12 protein-coding genes are annotated in these 15,800 nt (G+C 39.7%); 9 read left to right on the forward strand and 3 right to left on the reverse strand.

Annotated elements, in window-relative coordinates; all coding sequences use genetic code 11:
- The first annotated feature begins 42 nt into the window (after positions 1–42).
- The 8 genes from topA (at position 43) to AA650_RS21590 (ending at position 9,846) form a co-directional block, all read left to right on the forward strand.
- Positions 43–2,688 carry a type I DNA topoisomerase gene (topA, locus tag AA650_RS21555; RefSeq protein ID WP_039203318.1) on the forward strand — a complete coding sequence of 882 codons (2,646 nt, stop codon included), beginning with the start codon at positions 43–45 and terminating at the stop codon, positions 2,686–2,688.
- Between the two features lie 372 nt (positions 2,689–3,060).
- Entirely contained in the window at positions 3,061–3,201 is a 141-nt protein-coding gene (locus tag AA650_RS28320) for a hypothetical protein (protein ID WP_027404689.1), read from the forward strand.
- The gene (gene aroQ / locus AA650_RS21565) at positions 3,176–3,670 is read left to right on the forward strand and encodes a type II 3-dehydroquinate dehydratase (protein ID WP_053540602.1); all 495 of its coding nucleotides are present in this window, start codon (positions 3,176–3,178) and stop codon (positions 3,668–3,670) included. The genes AA650_RS28320 and aroQ overlap by 26 nt, the downstream gene beginning before the upstream one ends.
- A gap of 347 nt (positions 3,671–4,017) precedes the next feature.
- On the forward strand, positions 4,018–4,914 hold the full coding sequence (locus AA650_RS21570) for an ADP-ribosylglycohydrolase family protein (RefSeq protein WP_053540603.1): 897 nt from the start codon (positions 4,018–4,020) through the stop codon (positions 4,912–4,914).
- Between the two features lie 166 nt (positions 4,915–5,080).
- On the forward strand, positions 5,081–7,699 hold the full coding sequence (locus AA650_RS21575) for an HD family phosphohydrolase (protein ID WP_053540604.1): 2,619 nt from the start codon (positions 5,081–5,083) through the stop codon (positions 7,697–7,699).
- Between the two features lie 249 nt (positions 7,700–7,948).
- Positions 7,949–8,554 (forward strand): vWA domain-containing protein, encoded by a 606-nt coding sequence (locus AA650_RS21580; RefSeq protein ID WP_053540605.1) that lies wholly within the window; start codon positions 7,949–7,951, stop codon positions 8,552–8,554.
- A gap of 35 nt (positions 8,555–8,589) precedes the next feature.
- Positions 8,590–9,195, forward strand: coding sequence for a vWA domain-containing protein (locus AA650_RS21585; RefSeq protein ID WP_053540606.1), 606 nt, complete (start codon positions 8,590–8,592; stop codon positions 9,193–9,195).
- 117 nt (positions 9,196–9,312) lie between these two features.
- Positions 9,313–9,846, forward strand: a complete 534-nt coding sequence (locus AA650_RS21590) for a salt stress protein, Slr1339 family (RefSeq protein WP_233455469.1) — start codon at positions 9,313–9,315, stop codon at positions 9,844–9,846.
- A 113-nt stretch (positions 9,847–9,959) separates the two neighbouring features.
- Here the strand turns inward: AA650_RS21590 and AA650_RS21595 are convergent, their stop codons facing one another.
- The 3 genes from AA650_RS21595 to AA650_RS21605 all read right to left on the reverse strand — a co-directional run bounded on the left by AA650_RS21595 (position 9,960) and on the right by AA650_RS21605 (position 14,571).
- Positions 9,960–11,258, reverse strand: coding sequence for a glycoside hydrolase family 10 protein (locus AA650_RS21595; protein ID WP_053540607.1), 1,299 nt, complete (start codon positions 11,256–11,258; stop codon positions 9,960–9,962).
- A gap of 118 nt (positions 11,259–11,376) precedes the next feature.
- On the reverse strand, positions 11,377–13,794 hold the full coding sequence (locus AA650_RS21600; RefSeq protein ID WP_053540608.1) for a PAS domain-containing hybrid sensor histidine kinase/response regulator: 2,418 nt from the start codon (positions 13,792–13,794) through the stop codon (positions 11,377–11,379).
- 282 nt (positions 13,795–14,076) lie between these two features.
- Positions 14,077–14,571: a bifunctional nuclease family protein gene (locus AA650_RS21605; protein ID WP_053540609.1), complete on the reverse strand. Its 495-nt coding sequence runs from the start codon at positions 14,569–14,571 to the stop codon at positions 14,077–14,079.
- Positions 14,572–14,971: 400 nt separating this feature from the next.
- Here AA650_RS21605 and AA650_RS21610 point away from each other — a divergent pair, with 400 nt between their 5' ends.
- Positions 14,972–15,631, forward strand: a complete 660-nt coding sequence (locus tag AA650_RS21610) for a riboflavin synthase (RefSeq protein ID WP_053540610.1) — start codon at positions 14,972–14,974, stop codon at positions 15,629–15,631.
- The last annotated feature ends 169 nt before the right edge of the window (positions 15,632–15,800 follow it).

The raw sequence follows: 15,800 nt of genomic DNA on the forward strand, positions 1-15,800 counted from the left end.
CTTAACTATTTAGCTGCATAGCTATTATTTTTTTTAATTTCCATGTCAACTCTCGTTATTGTCGAATCTCCCACAAAAGCTCGTACCATTCGCAACTACCTACCAAAAGACTATGTGGTAGAAGCTTCAATGGGTCATGTCCGTGACCTTCCCCAATCGGCTAGTGAAATTCCCGCAGCCGTGAAAGGGGAAAAATGGGCGCAGCTTGGGGTCAATGTAGAAGCCGACTTTGAACCGATTTATGTCGTTCCCAAAGACAAAAAGAAAATTGTCACTCAGCTTAAAGAAGCCCTCAAGGGTGTAACTGAACTGATTTTAGCAACAGACGAAGACCGGGAAGGGGAAAGTATTAGTTGGCATTTATACCAATTGCTCAAGCCGAAAGTGCCAACAAAGCGCATGGTATTTCATGAAATTACCAAGGAAGCCATTCAAAAAGCTTTGAAGGACTGCCGTAATATTGATGAGCAGGTAGTTCGCGCCCAAGAAACCCGAAGAATTTTAGACCGATTAGTAGGATATACCCTATCGCCGCTACTGTGGAAAAAAATTGCCTGGGGGTTATCCGCTGGGCGAGTGCAATCTGTAGCAGTACGTCTATTAGTAATTAAAGAACGCCAGCGTCGGGCTTTCCATGAAGGCACATACTGGGATTTAAAAGCCAGTTTAGAACAAGAAAAAAGTCTATTTAGCGCAGTCCTGGTGACTCTAGGCGGCACGAAAGTTGCCACAGGCAGCGATTTTGACTCAACAACGGGCAGAATTACCACAGGTCGCAATGTAATTTTACTTAATGAAGAGCAAGCGGAAACTCTAAAAACCCGTCTAGAAGGGAAAATCTGGACAGTGACGGATATGGAAGAACGTCCTGTCACCCGCAAACCAGCGCCACCGTTCACTACTTCCACACTGCAACAAGAATCTAACCGCAAGTTGCGCTTATCGGCACGGGATACGATGCGAGTGGCTCAAAATTTGTATGAGCAGGGGTATATTACCTATATGCGGACAGATTCGGTACATTTGTCCGACCAAGCGATTACCGCTGCCCGTGCTTGTGTAGAGCAAAAATATGGAAAACAATACCTTAGTCCTCAACCTAGACAATACACGACCAAATCTAAAGGCGCACAAGAAGCTCATGAAGCCATTCGTCCCGCTGGTAGTAGTTTCCGCACACCCCAAGACACAGGTTTAGCTGGACGCGAGTTCGCTCTTTATGATTTGATTTGGAAGCGTACAGTCGCCTCACAAATGGCTGACTCTCGCCAGACTCAAGTTACTGTGCAAATCCAAGTGGAAGATGCTGGTTTTCGTTCCTCTGGTAAGCGGATAGATTTTCCCGGCTACCTCCGCGCTTATGTGGAAGGTTCGGATGATCCTGAAGCCGCTTTAGAAGACCAAGAAGTAATTCTACCTGCTCTGAAAGTTGGTGATCATCCTCAATGTAAAGAATTGGACGCGGTAGGCCACGAAACCCAACCTCCTGCCCGTTATACTGAAGCAACTTTGGTGAAAACTTTGGAAAGTGAAGGCATTGGTCGTCCTAGTACCTACGCCAGCATTATTGGCACAATCATTGATAAAGATTATGCTCAGTTGCTGAATAATGCTCTAATTCCTACTTTCACGGCTTTTGCTGTGACTGATTTACTGGAAAAACATTTTCCAGATATTGTTGACCCTAGTTTTACTTCTAAAATGGAGCAAACCTTGGATGAAATTTCCACGGGTGAAGCTCAATGGCTACCCTACTTAAAGAAATTCTATCTTGGTGAACAAGGTTTAGAAACTTTGGTAAGGGAAAGGGAAACAGAAATTGATGCCGGCAAGGCTAGAACTGTAGAACTAGAAAATTTAGATGCTAAAGTCCGTATTGGTAAATATGGACCTTACATTGAAGTTACCAATGGTGAGGAAGTAATTACCGCTTCTATTCCTAAGAACCTGACTCCGGCTGACCTTGACCCTAAACAGGTGGAAATTCTCCTCAAACAAAAAATTGTCGGACCTGACCAAGTTGGTCGTCACCCAGAAACCGGAGAACCTATTTATATCAAGATTGGTACTTATGGACCTTATGTGCAGCTAGGCGATAAGACTGAGGAAAATCCTAAACCCAAACAAGCTTCTTTCCCCAAGGGTGTGACACCGGAAACACTCACTTTGGATATGGCTGTTGGTTTATTATCTCTTCCCCGTGCTTTGGGAACTCACCCAGAAACTGGTGGCAAAGTCCAAACTAGTTTAGGAAGATTTGGCCCCTATGTTGTCCATGACCAAGGAAAGGAGGGAAAAGATTATCGTTCTCTCAAATCTACTGATAATGTCTTGACAATTTCTTTGAATCGTGCTTTAGAATTATTGGCAGAGCCGAAAAAGGGTCGGGCCGCTGCTAAGAGTAAGTCTAAGGAAGCTTTACGGGAGTTGGGTACGCATCCAGAAGATGATTCACCAGTTAATATCTATGATGGTCCTTATGGTCCTTACATTAAACACGGGAAAACTAATGCCAGTATTCCCGAAGGTGAATCAGTGGAAAATATAACTTTGTCTACAGCTATTGAATTACTTTCAGCTAAAGCATCTACAAAATCTACACGGAAAACCACTAAATCTACTACTAAGTCAACTGCTACTACTAAATCAACAAAGACTAGAGCGAAAAAGACAGACGCGGCGAGTTAGGGAAGGGGCAGGGAGTGGGGGGAGTGGGGGAGTGGGGGGAGTAGGGGGAGTAGGGGAGAGATTTCTTCCTTCTGAACTCCTGAATGGGCGCAGGCCCTGCGCCCCTACCTCCTGATAGCGCAGCGTGGTGTTAGCGATACTCCTGAAATCGTGACTTCTGACTCCTGAATTCATATCACTAATTACCCATTAGTAATTATGAATGTGATAATCTAATAAGTAAGGGAAAACACAAAATTAAAATTTCATAGTAGGACTTACCATACTTGTGGAAATGTGTCAACCCTGCCAAGGCTAGAAGTGCGATAATACGCCAGTTTCTGCGACCCGGTTAAATAAAATTGAGGTACTATCTCAGGAGCGGTCAGTTTAATGGATTATATAGAAAAGGTGCTGGAAAAGCTGAAAGAATTAGCGCGGAAGTTAATTGATAGTCTGCTAGGTCCAGAGGCTGAACCGGAACCGGAACTGATTCCGATTCCTGTACATGAACGTTCTATGCGCCGTCGCTAAAGTTTTTAAGGTGTGGGAGTTGAATTTGCCAGCTTTAAGTATTCTTGTGCTGCATGGACCAAACCTAAATTTGCTGGGACTTAGAGAACCGGGAATTTATGGTTCTTTGACTTTGGCAGAAATTAATCGCTTGTTAGAGTCCAAAGCAATGGAACTGCAAGCAGGTATATTTTCCATGCAGTCAAATCATGAAGGGGTTTTAGTAGATGCTATTCACGGGGCATTAGGAAAGCATCAGGGGATTGTGATTAACGCTGGGGCTTACACTCATACTAGTGTGGCTTTGCGGGATGCGATCGCTGCTGTTAATTTACCTACTGTTGAAGTACATCTGAGTAATATTTATCGTCGGGAAGATTTCCGTCATCATTCTTATATCGCACCAGTGGTAATTGGCCAAATCAGTGGCTTTGGCGCTCAAAGTTATTTGTTAGGTCTGGAAGCACTGGTGTATTATTTAAGGCAGTAATAGGCAAGAGGCAAGAGGCAAGAGGCAAGGGGCAAGAGGGAAGAGGCAAGAGGCAAGGGGCAAGGGGCAAGAGGCAAGGGGCAAGGGGCAAGAGGCAAGAGGCAAGAGGCAAGAGGCAAGAGGGAAGAGGGAAGAGGCAAGGGGCAAGGGGCAAGAGGCAAGAGGCAAGGGGCAAGGGGCAAGGGGCAAGAAAGAGTTATTTAAATTACCAATTACCAATTACCAATTACCAATTACCAATTACCAATTACCAATTACCAATTACCAATTACCAATTACCAATTACCAATTACCAATTACCAATTACCAATTACCCATTACCTATTACCTATTACCAGTCAAAAATTATGCGTTATTCTCTTGTGAATCGGGTTAGGGGGACTTTTCTAGGAGCATTTTTAGGAGAGAGTTTATCTAACCCGAATGGTTTTAATTTGGGTAGGATTGCGGTTTTGGGGACGGAAAGTTTAATTAGTTTGGGTAAGTTGGATGTAGAGGACTGGTTAAAGCGTCAAGAAGCGGCAGATATTAAATTAGAAAAAAATATTAATTCTTGGGGACAAATGATTCTCGCTATATTGCCGGTGGTGATGTTTTTTCACGAAAATCCTGTAAAAATGCGAGAAAATATTTTAGCAGTGCAAAAAATATGCAAGTGGCAAGATGAGCCGATTGTCAGAGATGCTAGTTTAATCATAGGATATGCGATCGCTCAATCCCTGAATGAAAAACTTAATCCCCGCACATTAATTTCGGAAACAGTGAGTTTTTTAGATAAAACATCAACTTCCTTGCCACAACAATTAATAAAAGTCAATGATTTATTAAAAAAGGGTGCAGGACTAGAAACAGCAACCAGGGAATTAAACAGTACAGAACAATTAACTAGTAATATTGGTTTAGCTTTTTACTGCTTTCTAAGTACCTTAGAAGACTTTTCTCTCACCACATTAAGAGCTAATCAAAATCACGATTTTGCCAATTACGATATTACAGGTGCAATTGCTGGAGGATTATCAGGTGCATATAATAGTACGGTTGGTATACCTGTAAGTTGGCAAATTTCCCCCTCTGTCACCAATTCCCCTGCATGGGGACTTCACAGTTTTAACCAGATGTTAAAATTAGCCGATATAATGATGGCGGTATGGGCTGGAGTATATGACGTTAGTGATCATTTTGGCGAATGTGTAGATACAGGATATACTATCTTTGCTGCTCCTCATATTATTCGTAGACGTTGAAATGATTTTTGCGAAACACTGAATTAATTGGGCAGTAAATTTGGAGACTCTCGTATTTAACCCTGAAGGGGGTCAAATACTAACCGCTCTCTTCTTAAGTTATTACACGGCTTGGGTAGTGTGCCGGAGGCATCAGCCATACTTGGGGTATTTCGCGGCAGGAAAGATGAAAACGCAGCAATTTTTGCAGTCCTTGAGTCAGCAATTAAAGCAATGGCAGCGACAGTATAAAGTGCTATTCCGTAAAGGAAAGCATCAACATAAGCTGCATAGGAATTTTTTCAAAAATCTACTTCTATATTTATCAGCAAATAGCCATCAAGGAAAACAAGGTAAACGGGGACAAACACAAACATCAACTACTAAATTGGTGAGAAAAACTGGTGGTGTTGATAAAGTTATTTTCAGATGGGTACACCAGAAACGCTCCTCAATAATTTTGGTGCTGGCAGTATTATCATTGACAAGTGTGGTGGGTCATGATTTATATAACCAACCAAGAATGAAAGTTGATAATATTGCCTGGCAAACATTTATTGCTCCCTACACGGATAATATTGAAAATCGAGAAGAGACAGAACAGAAACGCAAAGATGCTATAGATAGGTCTGTGCCAGTTTTGATGATTGATAACCAGATCAATGATAAAATTAATGATCATTTAGAAGAAATTTTAGATGCAGGTAATCAACTGCGAGGAATAGTTGGTATTTTTCCGTTTTCTAGTACTTCAGTTTTATCAATTCCTACTCAACGTTATTTGAGGAATTTTCCTGAATCAGAATGGCAAAAACTGAAAGTAACTTTAGAAAATAATAGAAAACAAAATTTAAAAAAACAAAATTCCAAATTTTTGTTAATACCGCAAAATTCAATAAATGGTAAAAAGTTGTCTAATTCATCAAGTGTTCCGGTAGTATCGTTGCCTAGTTATGGAAATCATAGTGATGAAGCGTCGTTTATTCAAGCGTTGTCAGAACTGGATGCTTATCAATTTACTGCTTTAGAATCTGATTTCTCAGCACTAATTACCCAAATAGCGCAAGTTAGGCAAGGATATAATCAAGCCCTAGATAAAGGATCACAACTAAAAAATGAACAGATCCAAAAAATTTATACAGAATCTGTTATTTTAGAATTAACTGATAATGATTGGTTAAAAACACAAGCTGGAATTCGTAAAATTGCCGAGCGAATTCTTGCTCAAGGTATATCAGCGGGGTTACCCAAATCTATTTTGAATAATGCAGTTAGTTTACAAGTGGAATTATCTGTACCTATGGAAGCTGAATCATTAACAAAAAATATATTTTTAGCGGTATTACAACCAAATATTAAACAAGATGAAGCCCAAACTAAACAACAAGATCAACTGGTAGCTAATAAAATACCGTCTGTGATGGTACAGATTAGAAAAGGAGAGGTAATTGTTAGTAAAGGAGAACAAATTACAACTGGTAAATTTCATATATTACAACATTATCGCATGATTGGCAGACAGGTGAATTGGCTGGGTTTAACAGTTGTAGCAATGGTTGTGACTGGAGGAATTCAGGTTTTTGTGTGGTTGGAAAGAAAAAGTCATAATTATTTACGACAACGCGATCGCTTATTAGTTCTCCTGCTGACTCTGAGTGTTCCTGGAGTATTGGCAATCAGTTTGCCCTATACTACTTGGAGTGCAATTGGTTTATTATTAGGCAGTTTTTATGGACCAACTGTAGGCATAACGGTGGTGGGGTTATTGTCGCTGATACTACCAATTACCACAGATACAAATATTCTAGTATTGTTGGCTGGGGCTGGGGGGGGGATGTTAAGTAGTTATATAGCCCATAGATTGCGATCGCGTGAAGAATTAGCATTATTAGGTGTTGTCACTGCGCTCACCCAAGGTGGTGTATTCTTATTATTAAAAATCCTCACTGGTGGGGTTTTTGGTTCGGGTTGGTATATCTTCCAAGAAGCTGGTTTATTTGCTGTATCTGGCTTGTCTTGGAGTGTGGTGGCTTTGGGTTTAAGTCCTTATCTGGAGACACTATTTGATGTAATTACTCCCATCCGCTTGGCGGAATTAGCTAACCCTAATCGCCCATTATTAAAGCGTCTGGCTACAGAAGCCCCAGGAACTTTTCAACATACTTTGTTAGTAGCTACTTTGGCTGAAGCTGCGGCTAAACAATTGGGTTGTAATGTAGAATTAGTCAGGGCGGGAACTTTGTATCATGATATTGGCAAAATGCACGATCCTTTGGGATTTATTGAAAATCAGATCGGCAGTCCCAATAAACATGAAACAGAAATTAAAGATCCTTGGAGAAGTGCTGAGTTAATTAAAAAGCACGTGACGGAAGGGTTAGTCATGGCCAAGAAACACAGTTTACCAACGGCAATTCAGGCTTTTATTCCCGAACATCAAGGCACAATGGCGATCGCCTATTTCTATCACCAAGCCCAACAAATAGCCCAAGAAAACCCACACATCATTGTAGATAAAGCCGATTTTTGTTATGATGGTCCCATCCCCCAATCACGGGAAACAGGCATCGTCATGTTAGCAGATTCTTGTGAAGCCGCATTACGCAGTCTCAAAGATGCTACTCCAGAAAAAGCATTAAATATGCTGAATAATATCCTCAAAGCCAAATGGCAAGATGAACAATTAATAGATTCGGGCTTGACAAGAGAAGAAATGCCAAAAATCGCCCAAATATTTGTGGATGTTTGGCAACAATTTCATCACAAACGGATTGCTTACCCGAAAGCAAAAGCCGGTAATTCGTAATTAATATGAAGCTGTATAGAATCAGACTTTAGAAATACTTAACCGCAGATAAACGCAGATAAACGCAGATAAGGATTGATGAATTATGTGCTGTATTCATGCTTAATGGTTAAAATAGAGATACAGCAGTTTCCAATTATATGACGTACATCATAGCCCCCTCATCGCTTGCGGGGAGGGGGTTGGGGGTGGGGTTCTTGTACCTCATAACATGGGGAAGTGCTGTAGAAAAATCACAATAGGAAGATTATGATGAGCGATCGTGACTATACCTTAATTATTGACAAAAGTGGTAGTATGTCCACACCCGACCAAGTGGGCGGGAGAACTAGATGGCAGATAGCCCAAGAATCTACCATTGCTTTAGCCAGAAAGTGCGAAGAATTTGATCCAGACGGCATTACAGTTTACGTTTTTTCCGGCAGATTTAAACGTTATGAGAACGTGACTGCTGCCAAAGTAGCCCAAATATTTCAAGAAAATGATCCAGCAGGGACAACTAACTTAGGAAGTGTACTTCAAGATGCCTTGAATAGCTACTTTCAACGCAAAGCTGCTGGTACTACCAAACCTAATGGAGAAACCATTTTAGTCATTACCGACGGTGAACCAGATGATCGCAAAGCTGTATTTGAAATTATCATCAGTGCGACTCGACAAATGGAAAAAGATGAAGAATTAGCAATTTCCATGATTCAAGTCGGTGCAGATCCTCAAGCTACCAAATTTCTTAAAGCCTTAGATGATCAATTACAAAGTGTTGGTGCTAAATTCGATATTTGTGATACCGTAACTTTAGATGATTTAGAAGACATGAGTTTGGCTGACGTTTTAATGAACGCCATCACTGATTAATTAACAAAAATTCCTCAAATCTGGAGAGTTTAGTCATGCTAGAAAACCGTGATTACACCTTAATTATTGATAAAAGCGGTAGCATGGCTACCCCAGATCAAAAAGGTGGGAGAACTAGATGGGCAACAGCACAAGAATCTACTTTGGCCTTAGCCAGTAAATGTGAACAATTTGATCCAGATGGCATTACTATTTATTTGTTTTCTGGAAAATTCAAACGTTATGAAAATGTCACATCTGCCAAAGTAACACAAATTTTCACAGAAAATGATCCTTCAGGAACAACAGATTTAGCCGGTGTTTTGAAACACGCTACCGATGATTATCTACAACGCAAAGCCTGCGGTACAACTAAACCCAATGGAGAAACAATTTTAGTAGTTACTGACGGTGAACCAGATGATCGTAAAGCCGTCATGAAGGTAATTATTGAAGTTTCTCGACGTTTGGATAGAGATGAAGAATTAGCTATTTCTTTTATCCAAGTCGGTAATGATGCTCAAGCTACCCGCTTTTTGAAAATATTGGATGATGAACTACAAAGTGCAGGTGCTAAGTTTGATATTTGCGACACCGTTACAATGGATGATATGGAAGATATGAGTTTATCAGAAGTTTTGCTCAATGCCATTAATGACTAGCACCGTCGTGAATTAAAAATTACAAAAGTAGATCCCCCACTTTTGACATCAATTCATAATTTGTTGATAAGATAAAAAAAGAAGTTGGGGATCTTATCTCTTTTAGGAATTATAAATATGGATTCCATTGACAAGCTATTAGCTGAACTCAAAACTGAATATACAGAACCAAAAACAACACCACCACAAAATAATTTAACCCCAGTTAAATTGATTTCACCGACCATAAAATCAGATATATTCATAGATAATTTGTTATCAGAAGTCCAAGCTGATTTGGCGGAAAATAAAACTGAATATATCCAATCCAACCCGACAAAACCACAAAATAGATTATCTCCTATTCAATTTGTTCATTCACCTGATCCTAAATCAGATGTATTTGTCAACAACTTATTAGCAGATGTACAAGCTGATATTTTGGCAAAAGATGCGGCGATCGCACTGCAAAAACAAGAAGAATTAACACAGGAGAAAATTCGTCAAGAAAAACTTCAAGTTAAACAAAAAGCAGCTTTACAAAAATCTGCTGAACAATGGTTAGATCAATTAGATCCATTGTCATCAGAAGGAATATGGTTTGAAAAATTTGCTGAAGGTTATCCTAATAAATTATTAGCCGCAATTGATTATTTGCAAACTAATTCCTAAATCTCAATTTAACACTAATTTTTAATCAAAAATTCAATCTTTTGCCCTAAATATGGGGGTAGGCACGGGGCGCTACCCCTACGTAAATGATTAATTGCCCATTCGTGTATTGCTTAAAATGGTATTTGGTCAGTAACAGTGAGGTTTGTTTCTCCTGGTATTGACTCTACTTTTGTTTCCTCTGGCGTTGATTCTACTTTTATTTCCCATCCTCTTGATTCTACAGCAGTTCGGGATGCAGGATATGGAAATAAACTTTTAAATCCAGCTAAACGTTCTTTTAATGCTTCTGGTGCAGTATTCCAAAGACTTTCATAATAGAAAAAAGCTACACCCAGTCCCCGTTGTTGGGCGGCACGGACTTGAGATTGAATCTGTTGCATTGATACGGATTTAGTTCTTAAACCTGCCATAACACCGATTCCCGCAGGAATTTTTTGTTTTACTTCTTCCATTTCTGGACGGGAAAGCTTGCCAATAAAATGATCTAAATTTTCCTTATAAACTTGGACAATTAACTCATCTACTATGTCTAATCGTACCCAGTTCAACCAATCTTGGAGTTGAAATTTATAGGCATGATTATAGTAATTAGGTGAGACGGAGAAAATCATTTTCGGTTTGATCTGTTTAACTGTTTGATTCAGTCTCACCATAAATTCTGTAATTTTATTTGCCCGCCAATTTACCCATTCTGGGTTTTGAGGATCACTTGGTGGCGTTTTTTTGGTTTCTTGTTGATATAAGGCAACTGTATATTTATCGTAGCCAAATTCCGAAGGTAAACTTGTATGATCATCAAACTGAATACCATCAATATTATATTTTTGAGTAAGTTCTACTAGAAGATCACTAATAAACTGTTGGACTTGGGGATGGAATGGATTTAACCATGAAACCTCTCCGCCGGCACTAATAGATGTTTGAGTCCCATCTTTTTTGCGTGTTAACCATTCTGGTTTATTCATGGCTAATTCTGAACTGGGAGGAGTCATAAACCCAAATTCAAACCAAGGAATTACTAGTAAATTTTGCCGATGGGCTTTATCAATTAAATCGGCAAGAATATCATGTCCATCTAAGCCTTGAAATACAAATGGTTGGATTTCTAGACGTTTGGCGACTTCACTAGGATACATGACATAACCAGAGTTCCAAACTACGGGATAGATAGTGTTAAAATTGAGTTGTTGCAGTTGTGTGACTGCTTCCTGAACTTTAGTCCTATCTTTAAGAATATCAAGATCATTATTTGTCATCCATACACCACGAATTTCTTGACGTGATGTTTGGGCTGTTACAGGTGTGAAGGTGTTTCCCCATAAAACTATGAGTAAGGAAATTAAAAACAAAGGCAGAAATAACTTTTTAAGTATTTCCCGAAAACCAAATGGATAAAAATTGAATCTCATTTTAATTTGAAACTATGGCAATGATATAATGGAAGTCGGGAGTTAAAAATATTTTATTGGTTGACAATGAATTATATCTCAATCTGGTTCAGTTAAACATAAAGTTTCTGGTTTATTGCTATGAATCAGGATGCAGAAGATTGCGTCTAACCAGACTGGCGACAACTGTAGCTAATTCTACTGGTTCAATGGGTTTGGGCAAATGTAATTGAAATCCTGCTTGTATGGCTTGCATCCTGTCCTCTACCCTAGCATAAGCTGTCAATGCGGCTGCGGGAATATCTCTGCCCTTTTCAGGGGATAAAGATCGCACTTTACGAATTAATGAATAACCGTTTTCCCCTGGCATCCCAATATCACTAATCAAAACATCCGGTGTCCACAGGGTAAGCATTTCCAAAGCTTCTTGGGCTGATGATACTGCTGTAACTTCCGCTTGGCATTCTTGTAGAACTGTAGCAATAAATTCACGGCTATCAACTTCGTCATCTACAACTAATACTTTTACGCCGTTTAGTATGGGTAAAGATGTGGGAGAAGCTAAAAAAATCGAGTCGGATTTTGCTGCTTTTTGCCGATACTTTTGCGCCTGTGTACTGTAACTTTCTTCCATCAGTGGCAGTTTGATTGTAAATGTTGATCCTTTGTTTTCCCCTAAACTTTCTACATGAACAGTACCACCATGCATTTCTGTTAAATGGCGCACAAGTGATAATCCTAATCCCAGTCCACTATAGGATCTAGTGCTGGAACTATCAGCTTGACGAAAACGATCAAAGACATGGGGCAGAAAATCAGCAGTAATGCCAATTCCATTGTCAATTACTTGAATTTGAGCATATTTTCTGGGTTGATCATGATCATTTGACAAATTTGCGGTGCTAATAGCCACTTTATTCAGCCTAATTTCGACGTTACCGCCTTGAGGTGTGAACTTGATGGCATTGGTTAACAAATTCCAGATTACCTGTTGCAAGCGATCGCTATCACCGGATACCATCACAGCAGAGGTTGAATCTGGCAATTCTCCATCATGGGGATCAAAGTGCAAATTAATTTCCTTTGCTTGGGCTGCAAGGGAGACAGTTTCTATAGCTGAATTAATAATAGGAACTAAATTGCAATTTCGAGGATTAAACTTTAACTTACCTCTAATGATGCGGGATATATCCAACAAATCATCAATTAACTGATTTTGGATTTTCGCATTGCGTTCAATGGTTTCTAGTCCTTGGGCTACCTGATCTTCTGTAAATTTGCGAGTTCTGAGCAAATGAGACCAACCGACTATAGCATTGAGAGGCGATCGCAATTCATGGGACAAAACCGCCAGAAACTCATCCTTCATCTGGTTAGCTTTCTGTAACTGCTCAGTTTGTGTTTGTAAAGAAGTGATCAAATTAGTGCGATCTTTTTCTGCTTGTTTCCGCTCCGTAATATCCAAAAATGCCCCGATACATCCTCTCGGTTTCCCATCTTCATCAAATAACGGAGCGACATATTCCAGCAAATTCACAATTGTGCCATCATCATGGACAACATCAACCTCAAAATCTGAAATTTCCACACCATGAGCCGCACAATATTGCATGGGTAGTTCTTTTGCAGTCAGTTCTTTACCCTCATGGAAAAGTTTAAATTTTGTCGGTCTTTCTGCTATAGGTCCAGTCAAGGACGCATTTTCACCAGACTGCATCCTCAGTGACTTGGCAAAAGCTGGATTCATTGTAATAGTTTGGCATTCTCGATTTTTCGCTATGCCAATACCAATCGGAATCATATCGAACAAAGTTTGTAACTCATTGACTCGTCGCCGTAATTTTTGGTTAAGGTTGAGAATTTTTTTCTTACTTTTCTGAAGTTCCTTGAGTGCGGCTTCCCGTTCACTTAAATCCAGGATAAAAGCTGTTGACCTCTCCCGTTTTTCCCCCTTGAGGGCAAAACCAACTAACACAGGAATACGACTACCATCTTTGCGAATATATTCCTTTTGATATGGTGTACAACCACCATCTGCACTAGAATGAGATTCAGCGATCGCTTGTTCATTTAAATATAAAAATTCCGGTGCTGTCAGATGCCGCCAATCTAAATTACCAGCGAGTAAATCTTCCCTTGTATAACCAGTAATTCTCAAAAATTCGTCGTTTGCCTGGTGGATGCCACCATAAATATCACCAGAAACAATACCAATAATGTTAGCATTGACAAAAGTTTGCAGATTCTCATCCTTAATTTTCAATGCCTCTTCAGCACGACGATTTTTACAACTGAGGCGCTCAATTACTATCGCACTTTGCCAAATTAAAATAATAAAAACTATAATTACAACAAACTCAAGAAGGGAAATAGCAAAAGCATAATTATATAACTTCGCTAATTCACCATTAAGTATTAACCAACCCACCACAAAAAGGACAATTAGTGCTGGCAATAACAAACACACAGCTATCACACCACCATAACCATAATTAGTTCTTACCCGCATTAACCACTGTCGATAACTCGCCCACAGAATCCCCATCACCACTACCATAAATTTTCAATAAGTTGACCGCAATGTTATTTTATGTTTTTAATATTACTTCGATTACTTCCTGTTGGAGAAATTTTTAATTTCACCATCAGCACAAAAACCCAAATCATGATAGAAAACAATTATGATTAAAAAATCTATCTGAGGGAATATTTTATAATTTGTGTTTGTATGATATTTAACTCCATGTTGTTAAAAAAATGTAGGTTGGGTTGACCCAAGGAAACCCAACAAAATTCTGAATCAAGTTGAGTCAAGATTCCTCCTGACTCCTAACCTTAGTTAGTCACCATTCCCAAACCGCTTGATTAGATCTTCAGGACGGAGATTAGAAATAAATTCACGGAAAGCTTCCTGTTCAGCCTCATCAGCATCACGATCTACGGGAATAGAAGCATCAGCTACTACTTCTTCCATAACCCAGATAGGAGTATTTGTACGGAGAGCTATAGCGATCGCATCACTCGGACGAGCATCAATTTCTTTTTTGACATCGCCTTGCTGAAGAATCAACGCCGCATAAAAAGTATCTTTTTGCAAGGTATGAATAATAACTTTATCCAAAGTCATATTCCATGTTTCCAGCATATTCACAATCAAATCGTGGGTTAAAGGTCGAGGCGGCTTTTGATTTTCCATTGCCCCCATAATTGCTCTGGCCTGTTCTTGACCTATATAAATAGGCAAAGCGCGACGATCTGAACCATCCTTCAAAAGTACAATTGGGCTGCGGGTGATTGCATCTAATGCTATACCAGCGACTTTCATTTCTATCATTGGTTCAGCCTCTAAAGTTCCTTAATCGCCTGGAAATTTGTAACAGATAATACACTCTTCATCAAATTAAAAATTAAGAATTAAAAATTAAAAAAAGCAGCCTAAACCAGCTTTTTAGGAATTTTTAATGGTTATTTGACTGTTACTGTGGTGTACTAACAATTAGGTATAAATAAACTAATTTCACACCATCTTAACAACTAATTTATTTATCCTTCATATTTTATCCTTCTTTAATCCTCCGATTCAAGTATGCCTGGGGATTGATGTTAATATGTTAATATTCATTTACCGGAATTGGGAAAGAAATTAAAATGGGAAAGCTTTACATTTTTTCCCAGAATTATTAGTTAATTTCCGCCAAAATTAGGGAATAAATAAAATTAGTTTTGGAAAAGCTGTGTTTACAGGATTAATTCAAGGTTTGGGAACGATAAAACCCGTAATGGGAGATTTGTGGCAGATTAGTTATCTAAATCAGTCAAAGATGATCATTCAGGACTTAGCCTATGGTGATAGTGTGGCGGTAGATGGCGTGTGTCTAACAGTTGAAGAAATCTTAAAAGATGGGTTTATTGCCACCGCTTCGCCGGAAACCCTCCGCCGCACTACATTGGGTAAAGAAGAAATGCAACAAAGATCCGTCAACTTAGAAACGTCCCTGCGGGTAGGTGGTAAAGTCGGCGGTCATTTTGTCATGGGTCATGTAGATGGAATTGGTCAGTTAATCACATCTGAACAAACAGCTAGTTCTTGGGAAATGACCTTTATTGCCCCAGAAGCGATCGCTCGTTATATAGTTCCTAAAGGTAGCATTGCTATCAATGGTATCAGCCTCACCATCGCTGCATACAAATCAGAATCATCTCAATTTACAGTCGCCGTCATTCCCCTGACCTACAGCGAAACCAATCTCAGTCATTTAGTAGCAGGGAGTTGGGTAAATTTAGAAGGAGACATCCTGGGTAAATACGTAGAAAAATTCCTAACCCCTGGAAATAATCACCATCAACAAGAGGAAATTACAACCGCATTCCTAGCAGAAAACGGATATTTGTAGAAGTCAGGAAGTAGGGGCGCAGGGCCTGCGCCCATTCAGGAGTTCAGGAGTATGGCTAACGCCACGCTGCGCTATCAGGAGTTCAGGAGAAAGAAGGAAGAAATTTCTCCCCAACTCCCCCTACTCCTCCTACTCCCCCTACTCCCCCTACTCCCCCTACTCCCCTACT

Source organism: Anabaena sp. WA102 (assembly GCF_001277295.1).
Lineage (GTDB): Bacteria > Cyanobacteriota > Cyanobacteriia > Cyanobacteriales > Nostocaceae > Dolichospermum > Dolichospermum heterosporum.